Origin of the sequence: Micromonospora sp. KC207, assembly GCF_004348615.1 — a bacterium.
Lineage (GTDB): Bacteria > Actinomycetota > Actinomycetes > Mycobacteriales > Micromonosporaceae > Micromonospora.
This window is the reverse complement of sequence record NZ_SMKJ01000192.1, coordinates 1-13,933: the sequence shown is the minus strand read 5'-3', so window position 1 is coordinate 13,933 and position 13,933 is coordinate 1. Positions and strand designations below refer to the sequence as shown.

Genomic DNA, 13,933 nt, shown 5'->3' with positions numbered 1-13,933 from the left:
CCCGACCAGGTCCGCCGCACCCTGCACCTCGACATCACCCCCACCGAACTCCCCACCATGGCCGACTACCTCACCGACTGGCTCGCCGGCCGCAACACCATCAAGAAGGGCACCGTCCGCTCCTACGAAAGCCACATCCGCCTACACCTGATCCCCTACCTCGGGCACCTGCGCATCGACCGGCTCCGCCCCGGTCACATCGACGCCATGTACGAGGCCATCGCCGAACGCAACACCACCATCACCACCCTGCGCGCCAGCCGGGACCCCGCTAAACGCGACCAGGTCAAGAACCAGCGGGTCGTCGGGCCGAGGACCATGCACCTCATCCACGCCACCCTCCGCAAGGCCCTCAACGACGCGATGCGCCGCCACCGCTACATCGACCTCAACCCCGCCCTCCTGGTCGAGCTACCCGCCGCCCGAGCACCCAAGCCCACCGTCTGGACCGACCAACGCGTCCGCACCTGGCGCGACACCGGTAAGACCCCGAGTCCGGTCATGATCTGGACCCCCGAACACACCGGACGATTCCTCGACCACACCCACGACGCAGGCGACCGCCTCTACGCCCTCTACCACCTCATCACCTTCACTGGCCTACGCCGAGGCGAAGCCTGCGGCCTGCACTGGGACGACCTCGACCTCGACGCCAAAACTCTTACCGTCCGCTGGCAACTCGTCCAACACGGCTGGGCCACCACCATCGACACCCCCAAAACCACCGACAGCGAAGCCACCATCGCCCTCGACACCGATACCATCACCGTCCTACGCACCCACCGCGCACGGCAACACCGCGAACGCCTCGCCGCCGGAGCAGCCTGGACCAAGACCGGACTCGTCTTCACCACCCCCACCGGCGGGCGGCTCCACCCCGCCGACGTCACCGACCACTTCCACCACCTCGCCACCCAAGCCGGACTACCACCCATCCGACTCCACGACCTCCGCCACGGCGCCGCCACGATGGGCCTCGCCGCCGGCGTCCACATGAAAGTCATCTCCAACCGACTCCGCCACTCCAACCCACACTTCACCGCCAAGTACTACGGCGCCGTCCTACCCGAACTCTCACACGCCGCCGCCGAAGCAACCGCCGCCGTCGTCCCACGTCGGCACAGCGCAACGAGGCCGGCGTAAGCCGCACGAGTCTGTGCACCCTTCGTCAGCAGCGGCCAGCCGGCGCCATCGCCGGCTGGCCGCAGCGCCAACGACTTGACCTTCAAAAGAGATAAGCGTGGATTATTGCGGCCATCACCGATGGGCCGCAGAGCCCCTGTGACGAGTGCATCGATTGACACACCCATAGGGCGGTTCGAATGAAGGGCTTTCCTATGCCACGCCTGCGCCGCGAACGACCCGGACACCTCGCCGCAGTGCCCGACGACGTTACCGACCCACTGCTGTGGCGCCTCGCCATCGACGTACTCGCCGCCCACCAACCCGGGCACGACGGCAACTGCCGTAACCTGCAATGCGTTGGCCAAGTTGGCAGCTGCACCGCAGCAAGGAACGCTCGTCGAGCGATGGAATTCGCTGGCTCAGTCGGGAGTGCCTTCCATGCGCGGCTGCTTCCGCGTCGGCCTCAGCTGGAAGCGAGATCATTCGACGGAGACGCCGGCCGCGAGGTTGGTTGGTTCGCTCCGTCGACGTCAGATGCCTCCACCGGCTGGCGGCCGGAGCTGGCGTTGCGACGATGGCACCCAGCACTACGGTCCGTGGCGTAGCCTGTGCAGGCGGCTTCATGTAACCCGGCGGCGATGCCCTGAGCAGCGCCGACATGCAGTGGCAGCCCGACACACACGCAATCTCGTTGCCAGCCCTGACTCGATCCTTTCACCACGAGCAGGCAGACTGAGCGCATGACAACCACGCCCGACGACCTCATCGCGCGCGCGGAGCAACGCCGGCTCACGTGCGGTGCAAAGCTGACCGACGTAACGCGCGCCAAGCTCGGGCAGTTCTTTACGCCAGCGCCAGCCGCTGACCTGATCATTGGTCTCGCCGATCTTCCTGATAGGGAAAGCATCCGTAGCCTCGACGCGGGCGCCGGTACGGGGTCCCTCACCGCGGCGCTAGTCGCGCGAGCCGCCCGCGAAGCTCCTGATTTGAAGCTGCACCTGACGACGTTCGAGGTTGATACCAATGTCAACGCCGAGCTGACCGCCACACTCGCGGACTGCGCCGATGCGCACCCCGTCACTGTCGATCAGCGCACCGACGACTTCCTTGTCTGGGCCTCCGAACAGCTACGTACTGGTGCGGAGCCGCAGTTTGATCTGGCGATCTTGAACCCGCCGTACCGCAAGATCCGCGCCGACAGCCCGGAGCGTGCAGTGCTGGATCCCGTGGGCGCGTCCACGACGAACCTCTACACGGCATTTGTTCTGCTTGCGTTGCGGCTGCTCGCGCCTGGCGGTCAGCTCATTGCTATCACCCCGCGCAGCTTCGCGAACGGCACCTACTTCCAGAAGTTCCGGGAGGAACTTCTGAATACCGCTGCGTTGCGTAACCTGCATGTCTTCGACAAGCGCAACGTCGTGTTCGCGGACAGCGAGGTTCTTCAAGAGAACGTGATCTTCCGGGCAGTCGTCGGAGACGTGCCGAGCACCGTACGGATCTCGACCAGCGAGGGGTACACCGATCGCCCGATCTCGCATGATGTGCCATATGAGCAGGTGGTAAGCCCGACCGATCCCAAGTCATTCATCCGGATCACGACTGACATCACCGGGCTCAAGCTGGCTGAGAGGGTGGCTGAGCTGCCCGCCTCGCTTGCGGATCTTGAGCTGAAGGTAAGCACGGGGCGCGTCGTGGACTTCCGAACTCGGGACAACCTGCGGGCTGAGCATGGCGTGGGCATGGTGCCGCTGCTCTATCCAGGGCACTTGAGCGCCGGGCGGATCAGTTGGCCGATGCCTACGGGCCGCAAGCCGAACGCCCTGGCTGACAACATCGACACCGCGCCACTTCTGCTTCCATCAGGAGCGTATGTGCTGGTGAAGAGGTTCAGCACCAAAGAGGAGCCAAGGCGGATCAGCGCAGCGCTGCTGCTGCCCGAGGACCTCCCAGGCGCGACCGTCGCGATCGAGAACCATCTGAACGTCTTCCACGCGAACAATGCTGGCATGGATCCCCAGGTCGCGGCCGGTTTGGCAGCGTTCCTGAACAGTGCGCCGGTCGACCAGTTCGTCCGCCTGTTCAGCGGCCACACACAGATCAATGCGGGCGACCTTCGCAGCCTTCGGTACCCGTCGCTGGAGCAGCTGCGCCTGATCGGATCGAGGACCGGGCAGTCGGTCAATAGCGGCTCCGTGGATCCAGTCGTGCATGATGTGTTGCCAGGCCTGTACCCGTGACCTTGGAGCACCCCTGTGTCTGTGGAAGATGAGCAGAATGCCCGTGTTCGAGAGGCGCAAAGCGCGTTGAAGCAGCTGGGGCTACCTACCCCCCAGCAGAACGTCCGCACAGCTCTTGTGCTTCTGAGCATGCTTGACCTGGACGCCGATAGGCCGTGGGCAACAGCGCAACAGCAAACACTCGGTATCACCGAGAGCATGAACTGGATGGCGACGCGCTACCCCTGGGTGAAAAAGGGGCGGAAGGACCCAGCCCGATATGCCCCCAACAGCCGGGAGAGCGTCCGCAAGGACAGCGTTCACCAGCTCATGGCTGCGGGAATCCTTGAGGCCAACAGCGACGCGCCGGACCGGGCGGTGAACAGCGGCGACTATTCGTACCGGCCGACGGAGATCGCGCTCGCCGCGCTTCGGACTTTCGGCACGCCGGATTGGCCTGCCGCTCGGGCCAGGTTCGAGCAGGAGCTCGGGTCGCTCCGGGACCGGTGGGCCGCCGAGCGGGAGAGGCACCGGGTGCCGGTGCGGCTGCCGGACGAGTCCAACGTGACGCTCAGCGCCGGCAAGCACAGCGCTCTGATCGCGGCCGTAGTAGAGGACTTCGCGGCCTACTACACCCCCGGCGCCAAGGTCGTGTACCTGGGCGACACAGGTGCCAAGTGGGTCGTGAACGAAGAGACGTACCTAGCCGACCTCGGCATCAAGGTCGACCCGCACGGCAAGATGCCCGACGTGCTCCTGCATGACGTCGACCGGGACTGGCTGGTCTGCGTCGAGGCCTACCAGTCAGTCGGGCCAATGGATGCAAAGCGAGTCGATGAGCTGCGGAAGCTGTTTGCCGGCTGTCGCCCCGGTTTGGTGTTCGTGACCGCCTTCCCGGACAGGGCCACCTTCCGGGCTGCCGCCGTCGACATCGCCTGGGAGACAGACGTGTGGATCCGGGATGCCCCTACACACTTGATCCACTTCAACGGCGAGCGATTCCTCGGGCCCTACGAGACACCGCCAGGAGCAGAGGCCAATTGATCTTGTCGGGGCCTCGCGGTCGCCTCCTCGGTGAAGGCGATGGCGGCGCACCCCTCCGGAGCTGCCCGGCAAGGGTGCGCGAGGGCGGCTTCGGGGTGGAGTCGGTAGGAGGAGACCGACTCGCTCGTCGAGTCGATCTGGCAGAGGGGCTAGCCAAACCCTCGCAAACCGGGCTACAGATCTTGAATGGTCAGGTTGTGTCGGATGAGCAACAGCTGAGCGACCTGCAGTACACCGGCCTGCTGCTGCGCCGCGGTCAGCGTTGCACCGAGGCGATGGAGTCGGCGGGTGGTGGCGTGCCGGTCCATTCGCCGACCATAGGTGTTGCGGGATCGGCCTGCTGGTGCCGTTCATCGACGGCACGGTCAATAGCTCGAACGACCGCGGGTGGCAGCGGGACGAGGACGATCTTGTTGTCGTGCATTACTGTGCGTCACCAGCGTTAATGAACGCCAGTCCATCAGGAGCGGCAGATCCGTGTATAAGATCACGCGCCGAATGAGTTGTGTGAGCGTCGGTTGAGTACTCTGGCCGCAGCTTGGAGATGGTTGGCGAATGGCGGTGTCCGGCTTGTCCGACGGCAACTGGTGGGTTGACGACCCGATCGACGAGCCGAGCGAGGACCTGTTCGGGCGCGGCCCGTTCGTGGCCCGCGCGGTCGCCCTGCTTGATCAGATTGGCTCCCGGCCGAGCAGCACGGTGGTCGGGTTGGTCGGCCCGTGGGGCAGTGGTAAGACCAGCACGATCCGAATGATCGTGGCGGGACTCAACTCTGACCGGTGGGGTGTCACTTGGATCAACCCGTGGGCGTTGTCCGGTCCTGACTCGGTAGTCACCGAGCTGCTCGGCGCGATCCGCGCTGCGGTGCCGGAGAAGACCAGCACTGGCGCACGGGTCCGGGATCAGCTTTCCCGGTACGGCGTCCTGGCGACGCCAGCGCTGTCGATGGTGCCGGTGATCGGTAGCGCTGCGACTGCGGTCGCCAACGAGGCCCTACAGCGGCTTGGCGACCAGGGAACGACCCTTGAGGAACAGGCAGACCGCGTCCGCGACACGCTGCACGCGCTGGCCCGTCCGACGCTGGTCGTCATCGACGACGTCGACCGGCTGCAGCCCGAGCAACTCCTGGCGGTTTTCCGGGCGGTGCGGGTGCTGGGTCGCCTGCCGCACGTGCACTACGTCCTTGCGTACGACCAAGAAACCATTCTCGACGTGCTGTCCACGACCCCGATCGCTGACAAGCATGGCGCCCGAGCCGTCGCGTTCCTGGAGAAGATCGTCACGTTACGCCTTGAACAGCCGCCCGTCCGCCCAGAGCACGCTGAGTCGCTGTTCAACACCGGCTGCGCTGACGCACTCGGCCGGGCGTCTGCGTCGCTAAGCGAGGACGCGCAACGCCGCATGGTCGAAGAGCGTGAGGCGCTACTGCTGAAGGTCCTGACCGAGCCGCGCAGCGTGGCCCGGCTGCTCACCCAGGTCGACATCTACCTGCCACTGGTCGGCGCTGCTGAGGTCGACATCGTCGACTTCATCACCCTGACATTCCTGCGAATCACCTATCCGCGCCTATACCAGGCCATCGCCATGCACCGCAGCACCCTCGTCGACACCACCGACCTCGCCGACCTCCGCGCCGAATTCGACGAAGTGGCGCTGACTCGACTCGACGTCCCGGCGCCGCACACCCGCCGAGTCGCGGACGCCCTGCAACGGCTCTTCCCGCGCCTGACCACCGACTTAGTGAGATCGACAGGGGCACAGCACCGGCGGCGCGGGCAGCGGCGGATCAGCGACCCCGACTACACCGAGCGGTACTTCGCCCTAACACCCATCACCGGCGAGATCAGCGACGATACCCTTGCCCGGGCCATCCGAGAATTGGCCGAGGGACGCCCCGGCACAGCGTCCAAGGACCTCGCGCTGGCGTTGCGACCTGACCTCACCGACGCTCATGCGTACGCCCGGGCGGCCCGGACACTCCGCCGAGCCGCATCCCTGTCCGCGGAGCTACCCGGCAGGGAGGCCGCCGCGGTGATCCCGTACGTGTTCGAACAGTTCGACCACCTTCGCATCCCCGCAGCGGGTGGGTTTGGTCCTGACGAGGAAGCGACCCTTTGGCTCGCGGCGCTGCTGCAACGGGCCGACGGCGAGCCGCTGCCCGCCACCGCGCCGGGCGATCCCGGTCTGCTGCCGTACTTGTTGAATGCCATCCGGATGGCAGTCGCCGAGCCGGCCGACACCACCATCGCGCGTCTAGCCGCCCAACCTCCCGGCTCGGCGTGGCTTTCGGACGTCATCCGAGCCACGTACGAAGCGGCGTGGGCGCGGGTCCAGGAGCACACGCGTCTCGGCGACACCGCCCCCATCGAGCCGGTGAGCCTATATATCTCCCGACTGGAGGCGGCCTTCGGCGACGCGGACGTCGACCGGCGGATCGCCACCGCCGTCGACGGTGGACTGCCAATCGCGGATCTCGCGGCCCGACTGGTCGACATCGAGGTGGCGTTCACGTCCGCCGGCCCTCACACCCGCATCGGTGAGTTCGACGCGACGGCGTTCCTGAGGCGTATCGGACGCCACCGTATCTCCGCAGCGCGGGCGCACTTGGACCGCGCCGCGGCGGGCACTCGACTCGACGCTCTCGACCGCACCGACGTGTCGTGGGCGAACCGGCGCTGGTTCGCCGCCAGCGCGCTCATCGAGGCACTCAACGCCGGCACTGCAGAACCGGGAAGGCTGCTGCCGACCCTGTCCGAGGAGCAACGCCATCCCTTTCTCAACCACCGTCCATCATTGATGAACGATGGAGGTGAACCGCTCGACCTGACGCTGCAGGTCGCCGTGCTGCTGCCCGCAGGCGACGAGATTCCTTCACCTCTCCACGGCGGATGGGGCCCATCAGTCGACACACGTGAAGAAATACTGATCGTCGCGATGCGAGACGCACCGATCAGCGACTGGATCCGGGCCCGTCAATCCGACTGGGGCATAGCCGCCGAACCGTGGACCATCAGCGATGCCAACGGACGCCTCTACACCACCGCTCAGTCCGGTGCCCGGGTCGCTACGCCCGGCACGCTTGGCCTGCGTCAGGCATTACCGCTCAGGGTCGGCGCCCATCTCATCACCGGCCACACCGGGCAGAGCCCGAACCAGCAGTCGCTGCTGCTCACCGTCGGTATCGGATTCCACTTGGCCGAACTCGACGAACAGCACCGACCCGCCGAAGCACGGGCCCGCGTCGTGCCCCTCCCTGCAGCGTTCACCCTGCACGGCCTGTTCGAACTCACTGAAGCGCTCGTCCGATGCGCGCAGACCACCAACGCGCTATGGACGCAGCTCGACGACAAGTCGCCCCCTCCCGAAACCGCGCTCCTGCACCTGTCCCTGACAACCGCTGAAGAACCCGCTGCGGTCGTTGACCTCACCGCCTACCCGAGGCGAGGCACCGCCGCCCGTAGCCAGTACTCCAAGGTCTACCAATACCGGTCACGAGCCGGCGATATCGCGGCGGCGGCGTTGCGGGATTGGCTGAGCGAAGCTGGGTACCGGCACCACGAGCAGGCGATCCTGGACATGTGGGATCCCGCGCCCAAATAGCGCGTCGGAACAACCGGCAACTCGGGTCAGGTCCATCGTCCCAACGCAGGTGTTGACCGTGCTCACCGCGCCGCCGCAGGCCCACCGCTGCCGCACAGGAGGATCTCAGGCCGGCTGCCATCGGCGGTGTTCAGGCTTGGGATGCGCCGGCGGGGACTGTACAAATAACTCCCCGTAAGGGGGATGTCTCGCAACTGGGTGAAGGCGTTGCCCGGGATCGACCTGCGGTCAGCCGGCCAGGATGATGTTGTGGAGGTTGGCGATGCCGGAAGCGGCGTCGGCCAATGTGTGGGCGGCGCGGCGGTAGTTGCGCAGGATCTTGAAGCACTTCATCCTGGTCAGGGCGTGTCCGACCCCTGCTCGGACGGTGCGGTACTCGACGTTGAGGGCTTCCTTCCGCGCGAGCAGATCGCTGCCGTCGGTGGGCTTGCGGTACGGCATGATCCCCTCGTGGTTGCCGCGGTAGCCGCCGTCGGCCATTACTGGCCACCCGTCCAGCTTCTCGGCGATGCCCGAGGTGCGGTAGACGATGGTGTCGTTGCGGTTGCCTGGCTGCGGGTCGCCGACGGCGATGACCAGACGGGTGCTGGCATCGATGGCGACCTGCAGGTTCGTCGAGTACCGGTAGTTCTTGCTCCGGGCCGCCAGCCGGTGATCACGGGTCGGGACCAGTGCTACAAGCTCGACGCTCGACACCTCCTCCTTGCGGCCACGATTCCGTTTTAGAAACGGAAGCCGAAAAGCCCACCTTCATCGAAGCTGTCGGTGAGCCGTTGTTCGAGGACATGGCCGGCTGGGTCGAAGCCGCGGCGAATGGCTTTGTCAAGTTCGTCGGAGTTCAGTGTGACGATGTACTGGAGTCCTTCTTGGCGACTCACCTCTGCTGCGAGGGTGAGGGCGCGGGCGAGCTGGCGTTCGTCGACGCCGTCATAGAGATGGCTATCGTGGACGAAGAAGTCCGGTGCTCGCCCGCTTCTGTGCGCTAGGACGGCGACGGTGAGGTCGAAACAGAAGATGACCATGTTGCCGATGCCGCCGCTGTTGTCGCTCGCGATGTGCGTCTCGATCTTCAGGCTGGTTTCGCCTGGACCGATACGGAGGTATGCCTCGCGGTTGGCGCCATAGAGGGCTTGGGCGTACTGGGCGAAAAGGATGACCGCATCATTGACGATTGACCGCCGCTCTTCGATGTCACTTTCCATCTCCTGTTGGAGACCGACGCGCTGTTGCTTGATCTCGCGACGGTTTGATTCGAGCGCCTGTGCGGCGTCGAAGCGGTGCCGGAGAGCTCCGAGTTGTGCCTGCTCCTGAGCCAGGATCTGTTGAAGGGTGGTTAGCGCGTCTAGTGCGCCACCTTCGTTCAGGGTGCGCAGGGTTGCAGCGAGTCGGTCACCGAGTTGTTCTCGCTCGGCCTCGCGTTCCTGGAGGCGTGATCTGATCGCCGAGGCCTCTTCGTCCAGGTACTGGCGCCGGTTGCGGACAACGGATCCGTGGAACGCCCGTACGTCGTCGAAGCTTCGACGCACCTGGTCACCGAGCACCACGCCGAGTTCTGCGTAGGCTGTTTCGAGGTAGGCGAGGTCGGGGTCTACGGTTTCGTCGACGGCCCGTTCCAGGTCGGCGAGGTTGCGCCGGTCGATGACGTCGTCGTTGCGAAGCTGGCGGATGCGCTGGTCGGTCTGGTCGGCTTGGGCGCGGAGGTTGTCGTACTCCGGGACTACCCGGAAGTTTTCGATCCGTCGTTGGATATCCGCGACACGGTGTTCCGCGATGGCGATCTGGCCTCGGAGCTCTGCGGTCTGACCGATGATTCGTCCAAGAACCGGATCGGAGGCGGCTTTACGGAGTTGCTTGCTGACGGCTTCGCGGGCCTGTAGCTCGCGGTAGCGATCGGCGAGCCGCCAGTCCAGCCCTAGTAGGTACGCCAGCGATGTGGCCGCTTCGGCGTTCGCCTGGCGGGCGAAGCTGCGGGTGGCCTCGTTGAAGGCGTGTGAGCCGACTCTTCGCATGAGGAAGCTAAAGAGGCTGCGGCCGGTGATGCCCGGGTGTTCGGCCGGAAGGTTGAAAAGATCTCGTTCGATCAGTGTCTGCCACTCGGGCAGCGTGACCTGGCCGTCGCCGAGGTCAAGTTGGTCTGAGCCAACTCCTGCAGGCAGAGGCCGTAGGTGGATGGTGCCAGCGCTTGCTCCCGCGCGCTCGACGGTGAGCCCTTCGGGCAGGCCGGGCCAGTCCAGGTGCAAGGCGAACGTTGTCTGCCGAAGCTTCGGGTGAGCCGGCAACGAGTTCTTGTCCGCGCTGCTGCCCAGCAGGAAGTGCAGAAGTTCGATCATGCTGGACTTGCCGGCGCTGTTGCGGCTGTCGGTCTCGGCCGAAGCGCCGGTGGTATCCGCGACCAGGATGTTGAGGCCAGGGTGGAATGTCAGGGCTTTGAAGCGTGGGTCATCGGCGCTCAAGTGCCGCAGCATCTGCCCTCCTCCTGACCAGGAGTTCGTTGTTCAGCTCGACAACTCCGAGGGCATACAATAGATCAAGAGCTAGCACAAACCACCAGAAAGGTACCGGGGCGTGGTGATCGTGGTTGCGACGCCATTGCCGCAGTCTCGCCCATGCCTGGCTCACGGTGAGAGGCCCGTCCATGATCTCCAGGATCTGGGCGCCCACGGCGATGAGCGAACGCTGTGGCGTGATGCCCTTGGTCGGGATGATCATGTCAGCGCAGGTTCCCGGGCCGGCGGAGTCCAACCGGTCGGCGGCTCCGCGAGGATGTCGCAGGTCTCGAAGAAGTAGGCCAAAACGACCGAGAGGGCTCTCGCACTCGCGCGGTCGAGGTGGCGGTTGCCCGCTACGTACTTTTCAAGCTCGTAGATGACGTCGGCGGCTGTCGAGTAGACCGTCGCGATTTCACGGTAGTAGGCGTTGAAGTCGGCAGCCACCTCGTCTCGCTCGGTGACGTCCGTGAGGCCCTGGTAGTACTCCTCGACGAGGTGGGTGTGGAGCATCCCGCGGCGGAGCATCTCTCGATCATCCTCGTCGAGCTGGTTGTAGTCCATCTTCAGCGCAGATACTTCCCCCGGCGACTGCTGTCCGTTGGTTCGTCGCCGGTGTTCGACGAGATGGTCCAGAAGGGGCTTGAGGTCCTCCAAGCCCACGCCGTAGACGACGTCCTCTACCGGGATGGGCGCGCCGAAGACCTCTTCGATCTGATACTTCACCAGCCGAAACAGCTCGCCAAGCAGCTGACGTGGCCCTAGGGTTTCGAGCGCCAACGGGGCGTGCACGCGCCGCGCTTGCGCCAGCAGTTGGGTGATTTCGGGATGCAGCCCGCGCCTTGGGTCATTGTAGACGAAGACGAACGTCTGGAACTCGCCCGCCCGTTTGGCCAGCGCGCCGGTCAGGTCACCGGTGAACTTCTTCTTCACGTCGCGGGCGCTGTTCGCGTCGAAGGTCTCTGGCGCGTAGCAGGCGTACAACTTGCCGTCGTGAAGGCGCAGGCCGTCCGAGGAGAGATCGCCGATGTTCCCGTGGGTCCGAACCCCGACGAAGTCGGTGTAGCGGGCGGTCATGATGCGGATGAAGAAGTCCTCGAACGCTGATCCGTTCAGGTCCGCCATCCGATCGCGGAACATGGTCTTTACGAACATGCGTTCCGTGAAGCTGAGGACCTCCACGAACACCTCCAAGCAGACAGCGAGCACCGAACGTATCCGGTCAGTGCGGATGAGTAAATGACCAGAACGGCCGATGGCTTCCAAGGGAGCTGGTCGCGTTGGGCGAGAGCATGATCGACTTCAGAGGGCACGAATGCGGTCTGCTTGGCTGTCGCGAGCCCCATCCGAAGGAACTGTCCACGGCCCCACTCACCCGTGTCGGCTCCGCCTGAAGGGTTCAGTCGGCGTTGACGGTCGACGACGTTGTCGCCACCGTGCTGCCCGGTCGACGCGGGCCGGGTGACCCGGTGACGTTGACCGGCGGCGAGTCGGTCGCGCCCCCGCTTCTGCTGCAGGCTGCGTCGCGGCGTCGCGGATGGACCGATGCGTCAGGCCGTGCATCGATCCGCTGTACTTAACAGTGTGCTACGACGAGTTTGGACCGCAGCTAAGCGGCGATTGATGCATCAACGAGACAGCGCCGCCGCTGTGCGGCGAATGGTGCATCGACCTGTTGTCTGGGTTCCTCTGACGGTGCTGTTGCTGACCGGAATGCTGGTGCTGCTCCTCGGACCCATCGCATGGTGGGCGACCCCGGCCAAGCACTTGCAGGGCAAGGACAAGGCCGATGTCCGCAACGCGACCCGGCAGACCCTGCTGGCCGCAGTCGGCGGCCTGGTCGTGCTCAGCGGGGCCGCGTTCACCGCCCGCACCTTCTACCTAACCCGCCGGGGTCAGCTCACCGACCGCTACACCAAAGCCATCGGCCAACTGGCCTCTGACCGGCTCACCGAACGACTCGGCGGCATCTACGCCCTCGAACACCTAATGGCTGAGTCGGACCAAGACCACAACACCGTCGTCGAGGTCCTCGCGGCCTTCATCCGCGAGAGTGCTTCGCTGGAACCGGCCGCCCTAACGGCGACAGGTCCAGGCGGTGCGGAGAACACCTTCTCCCGCGAGGGTCGGCAGGGACCACCGACCGATGTTCAAGCAGCCCTGACCGTCCTCAGTCGCCGCCCTGAACGACCGGAACGCAACCCCATCAATCTCACGCGCACTGACCTGAAGGGTGGGGTCCTCCTCGGGGTAAAACTGCAGGGCGCGAACCTGAAGCAGGCGCGGTTGGAGGGCGCGATTCTGGACGGGGCACAGTTGCAGGGTGCGAACCTGAAGGAGGCGCGGTTGCAGGGTGCGAGCATGCGCTGGGCGCAGTTGCAGGGTGCGAATCTCACCCGGGCGTGGTTGCAGGGTGCGGGCCTGCTCGCGGCGCAGTTCGAGGGTGCATGCTTATTCGAGACGCAATTGCAGGGTGCGGTTCTGGAAGGAGCGTGGCTGGAGGACGCGATTCTGCTCGGGGCAAAGCTGCGGGATGCGAACCTGATCGGGGCGCTGTTGACGGATGCAGACCGGGCGGCAGCATGGTCACAGGGCGCGTACGTGGATGAAATCCGATGATCTACCACGGGTACGAGCGGAGTTACTGCCCAGCCTTACGACCTCGTGCACAGTTGGTGGCACGACGATGAGCGCGTCTCACCGAACGTGAGGTGTGGCGGGTGGGGCCCTACGCCGCCGGGTGGTGTTCTCGCTGCGGCCGGTGTGTTGGTGGTCGGACAGGAGGCCGGCGATCGCGCGGATGGTGGTGTCGAAGGACTCCCGCCGGCCGTGGTAGCGGCCGAGGATTCGCCAGTTCTTGAGGTGTCCGATGGCGTGCTCGACCCGGATGCGCTGGGAGGAGTGCCGTTTGCGGGCCGCCTCGTGGGCGGCGATGACACTCGGTGGCAGGGAGGTTTGACGTTTGCGTGGCCTGGGCCTAGGGGTAATGACCGCGCCGCCTGTGTCGGTGTCGAGGCCCTGGTAGCCGGCGTCGGCGAGGATCTGTACGTCCAGGGGTGCGTTCAGGAGCAGGTCGACCAGGCCGGCGGTGCGGGCCTGGGTGATGTCGTGCATCGACCCGGGGCGTGTCTCGCCGCAGAACAGCAGCCGGCCGAGCGGATCACAGAGCGCCGAGCTGCGCTGCCGCCCGATCAACGCACAACCCGACACCCCGATCATTCTCTACGCGAGCAGCCCGACGATGGCCATCGTCGGCACCGCACGCCTACGCGCCGTACAAGCACTCACTCCCGAAGCCGCCTGGCGAGAACACCGCAAAAGCCTCTGTCTCTCCCCAGGGTCATTGCGTTCTGCGGTAACTGCTGGTCACGGCGGTGATGAGGTCGTGGGGGCGGCGGTTGGCCTGGCGGGTGGCGCGGGCGATGTTGGTCGCGCCGGTGGTGCGGTGGTAGCCGATCGCGG

Annotated in this window: 10 protein-coding genes and 1 pseudogene; 5 read left to right on the top strand and 6 right to left on the bottom strand. The window is 65.5% G+C overall.

Translation table 11 applies throughout. From position 1 onward, the window contains the following. From E1258_RS22030 to E1258_RS22015, 3 genes are all read left to right on the top strand, one after another. On the top strand, window positions 1-1,143 hold a 1,143-nt coding region (locus E1258_RS22030; RefSeq protein WP_132404451.1), incomplete at its 5' end, for a site-specific integrase. Between the two features lie 722 nt (window positions 1,144-1,865). Beyond that, the gene (locus tag E1258_RS22020; RefSeq protein WP_132404449.1) at window positions 1,866-3,362 is read left to right on the top strand and encodes an Eco57I restriction-modification methylase domain-containing protein; all 1,497 of its coding nucleotides are present in this window, start codon (window positions 1,866-1,868) and stop codon (window positions 3,360-3,362) included. A 15-nt stretch (window positions 3,363-3,377) separates the two neighbouring features. Then, the gene (locus tag E1258_RS22015) at window positions 3,378-4,385 is read left to right on the top strand and encodes a BsuBI/PstI family type II restriction endonuclease (RefSeq protein WP_371688657.1); all 1,008 of its coding nucleotides are present in this window, start codon (window positions 3,378-3,380) and stop codon (window positions 4,383-4,385) included. Window positions 4,386-4,558: 173 nt separating this feature from the next. On the opposite strand, the gene E1258_RS35485 is transcribed toward E1258_RS22015, so the two are convergent. Next, window positions 4,559-4,693 carry a hypothetical protein gene (locus E1258_RS35485; protein ID WP_256371025.1) on the bottom strand — a complete coding sequence of 45 codons (135 nt, stop codon included), beginning with the start codon at window positions 4,691-4,693 and terminating at the stop codon, window positions 4,559-4,561. A 247-nt stretch (window positions 4,694-4,940) separates the two neighbouring features. Here E1258_RS35485 and E1258_RS22010 point away from each other — a divergent pair, with 247 nt between their 5' ends. Further along, entirely contained in the window at window positions 4,941-7,985 is a 3,045-nt protein-coding gene (locus E1258_RS22010) for a P-loop NTPase fold protein (protein WP_132404447.1), read from the top strand. A gap of 228 nt (window positions 7,986-8,213) precedes the next feature. On the opposite strand, the pseudogene E1258_RS22005 reads toward E1258_RS22010, so the two are convergent. From E1258_RS22005 to E1258_RS21990, 4 genes and pseudogenes are all read right to left on the bottom strand, one after another. Then, window positions 8,214-8,717 (bottom strand): annotated as a pseudogene (locus tag E1258_RS22005) (transposase family protein); the annotation flags it as partial. Beyond that, window positions 8,708-10,450 carry an ABC-three component system protein gene (locus tag E1258_RS22000; RefSeq protein WP_132404445.1) on the bottom strand — a complete coding sequence of 581 codons (1,743 nt, stop codon included), beginning with the start codon at window positions 10,448-10,450 and terminating at the stop codon, window positions 8,708-8,710. The gene E1258_RS22000 and the pseudogene E1258_RS22005, both read right to left, overlap by 10 nt. Next, entirely contained in the window at window positions 10,425-10,694 is a 270-nt protein-coding gene (locus E1258_RS21995) for an ABC-three component system middle component 6 (protein ID WP_132404443.1), read from the bottom strand. Before E1258_RS21995 ends, E1258_RS22000 begins: the two co-directional genes overlap by 26 nt. After that, a complete protein-coding gene (locus tag E1258_RS21990) occupies window positions 10,691-11,659 on the bottom strand; it encodes an ABC-three component system protein (protein WP_243715616.1) in 969 nt (322 codons plus the stop codon). The genes E1258_RS21995 and E1258_RS21990 overlap by 4 nt, the downstream gene beginning before the upstream one ends. 507 nt (window positions 11,660-12,166) lie before the next feature. On the opposite strand from E1258_RS21990, the gene E1258_RS21985 reads away from it, so the two are divergent. Next, the gene (locus E1258_RS21985) at window positions 12,167-13,090 is read left to right on the top strand and encodes a pentapeptide repeat-containing protein (RefSeq protein ID WP_207919664.1); all 924 of its coding nucleotides are present in this window, start codon (window positions 12,167-12,169) and stop codon (window positions 13,088-13,090) included. Window positions 13,091-13,168: 78 nt separating this feature from the next. Here E1258_RS21985 and E1258_RS21980 read toward each other — a convergent pair whose 3' ends face one another. Beyond that, on the bottom strand, window positions 13,169-13,681 hold the full coding sequence (locus tag E1258_RS21980; protein WP_243715615.1) for a transposase family protein: 513 nt from the start codon (window positions 13,679-13,681) through the stop codon (window positions 13,169-13,171). Between the last annotated feature and the right edge of the window lie 252 nt (window positions 13,682-13,933).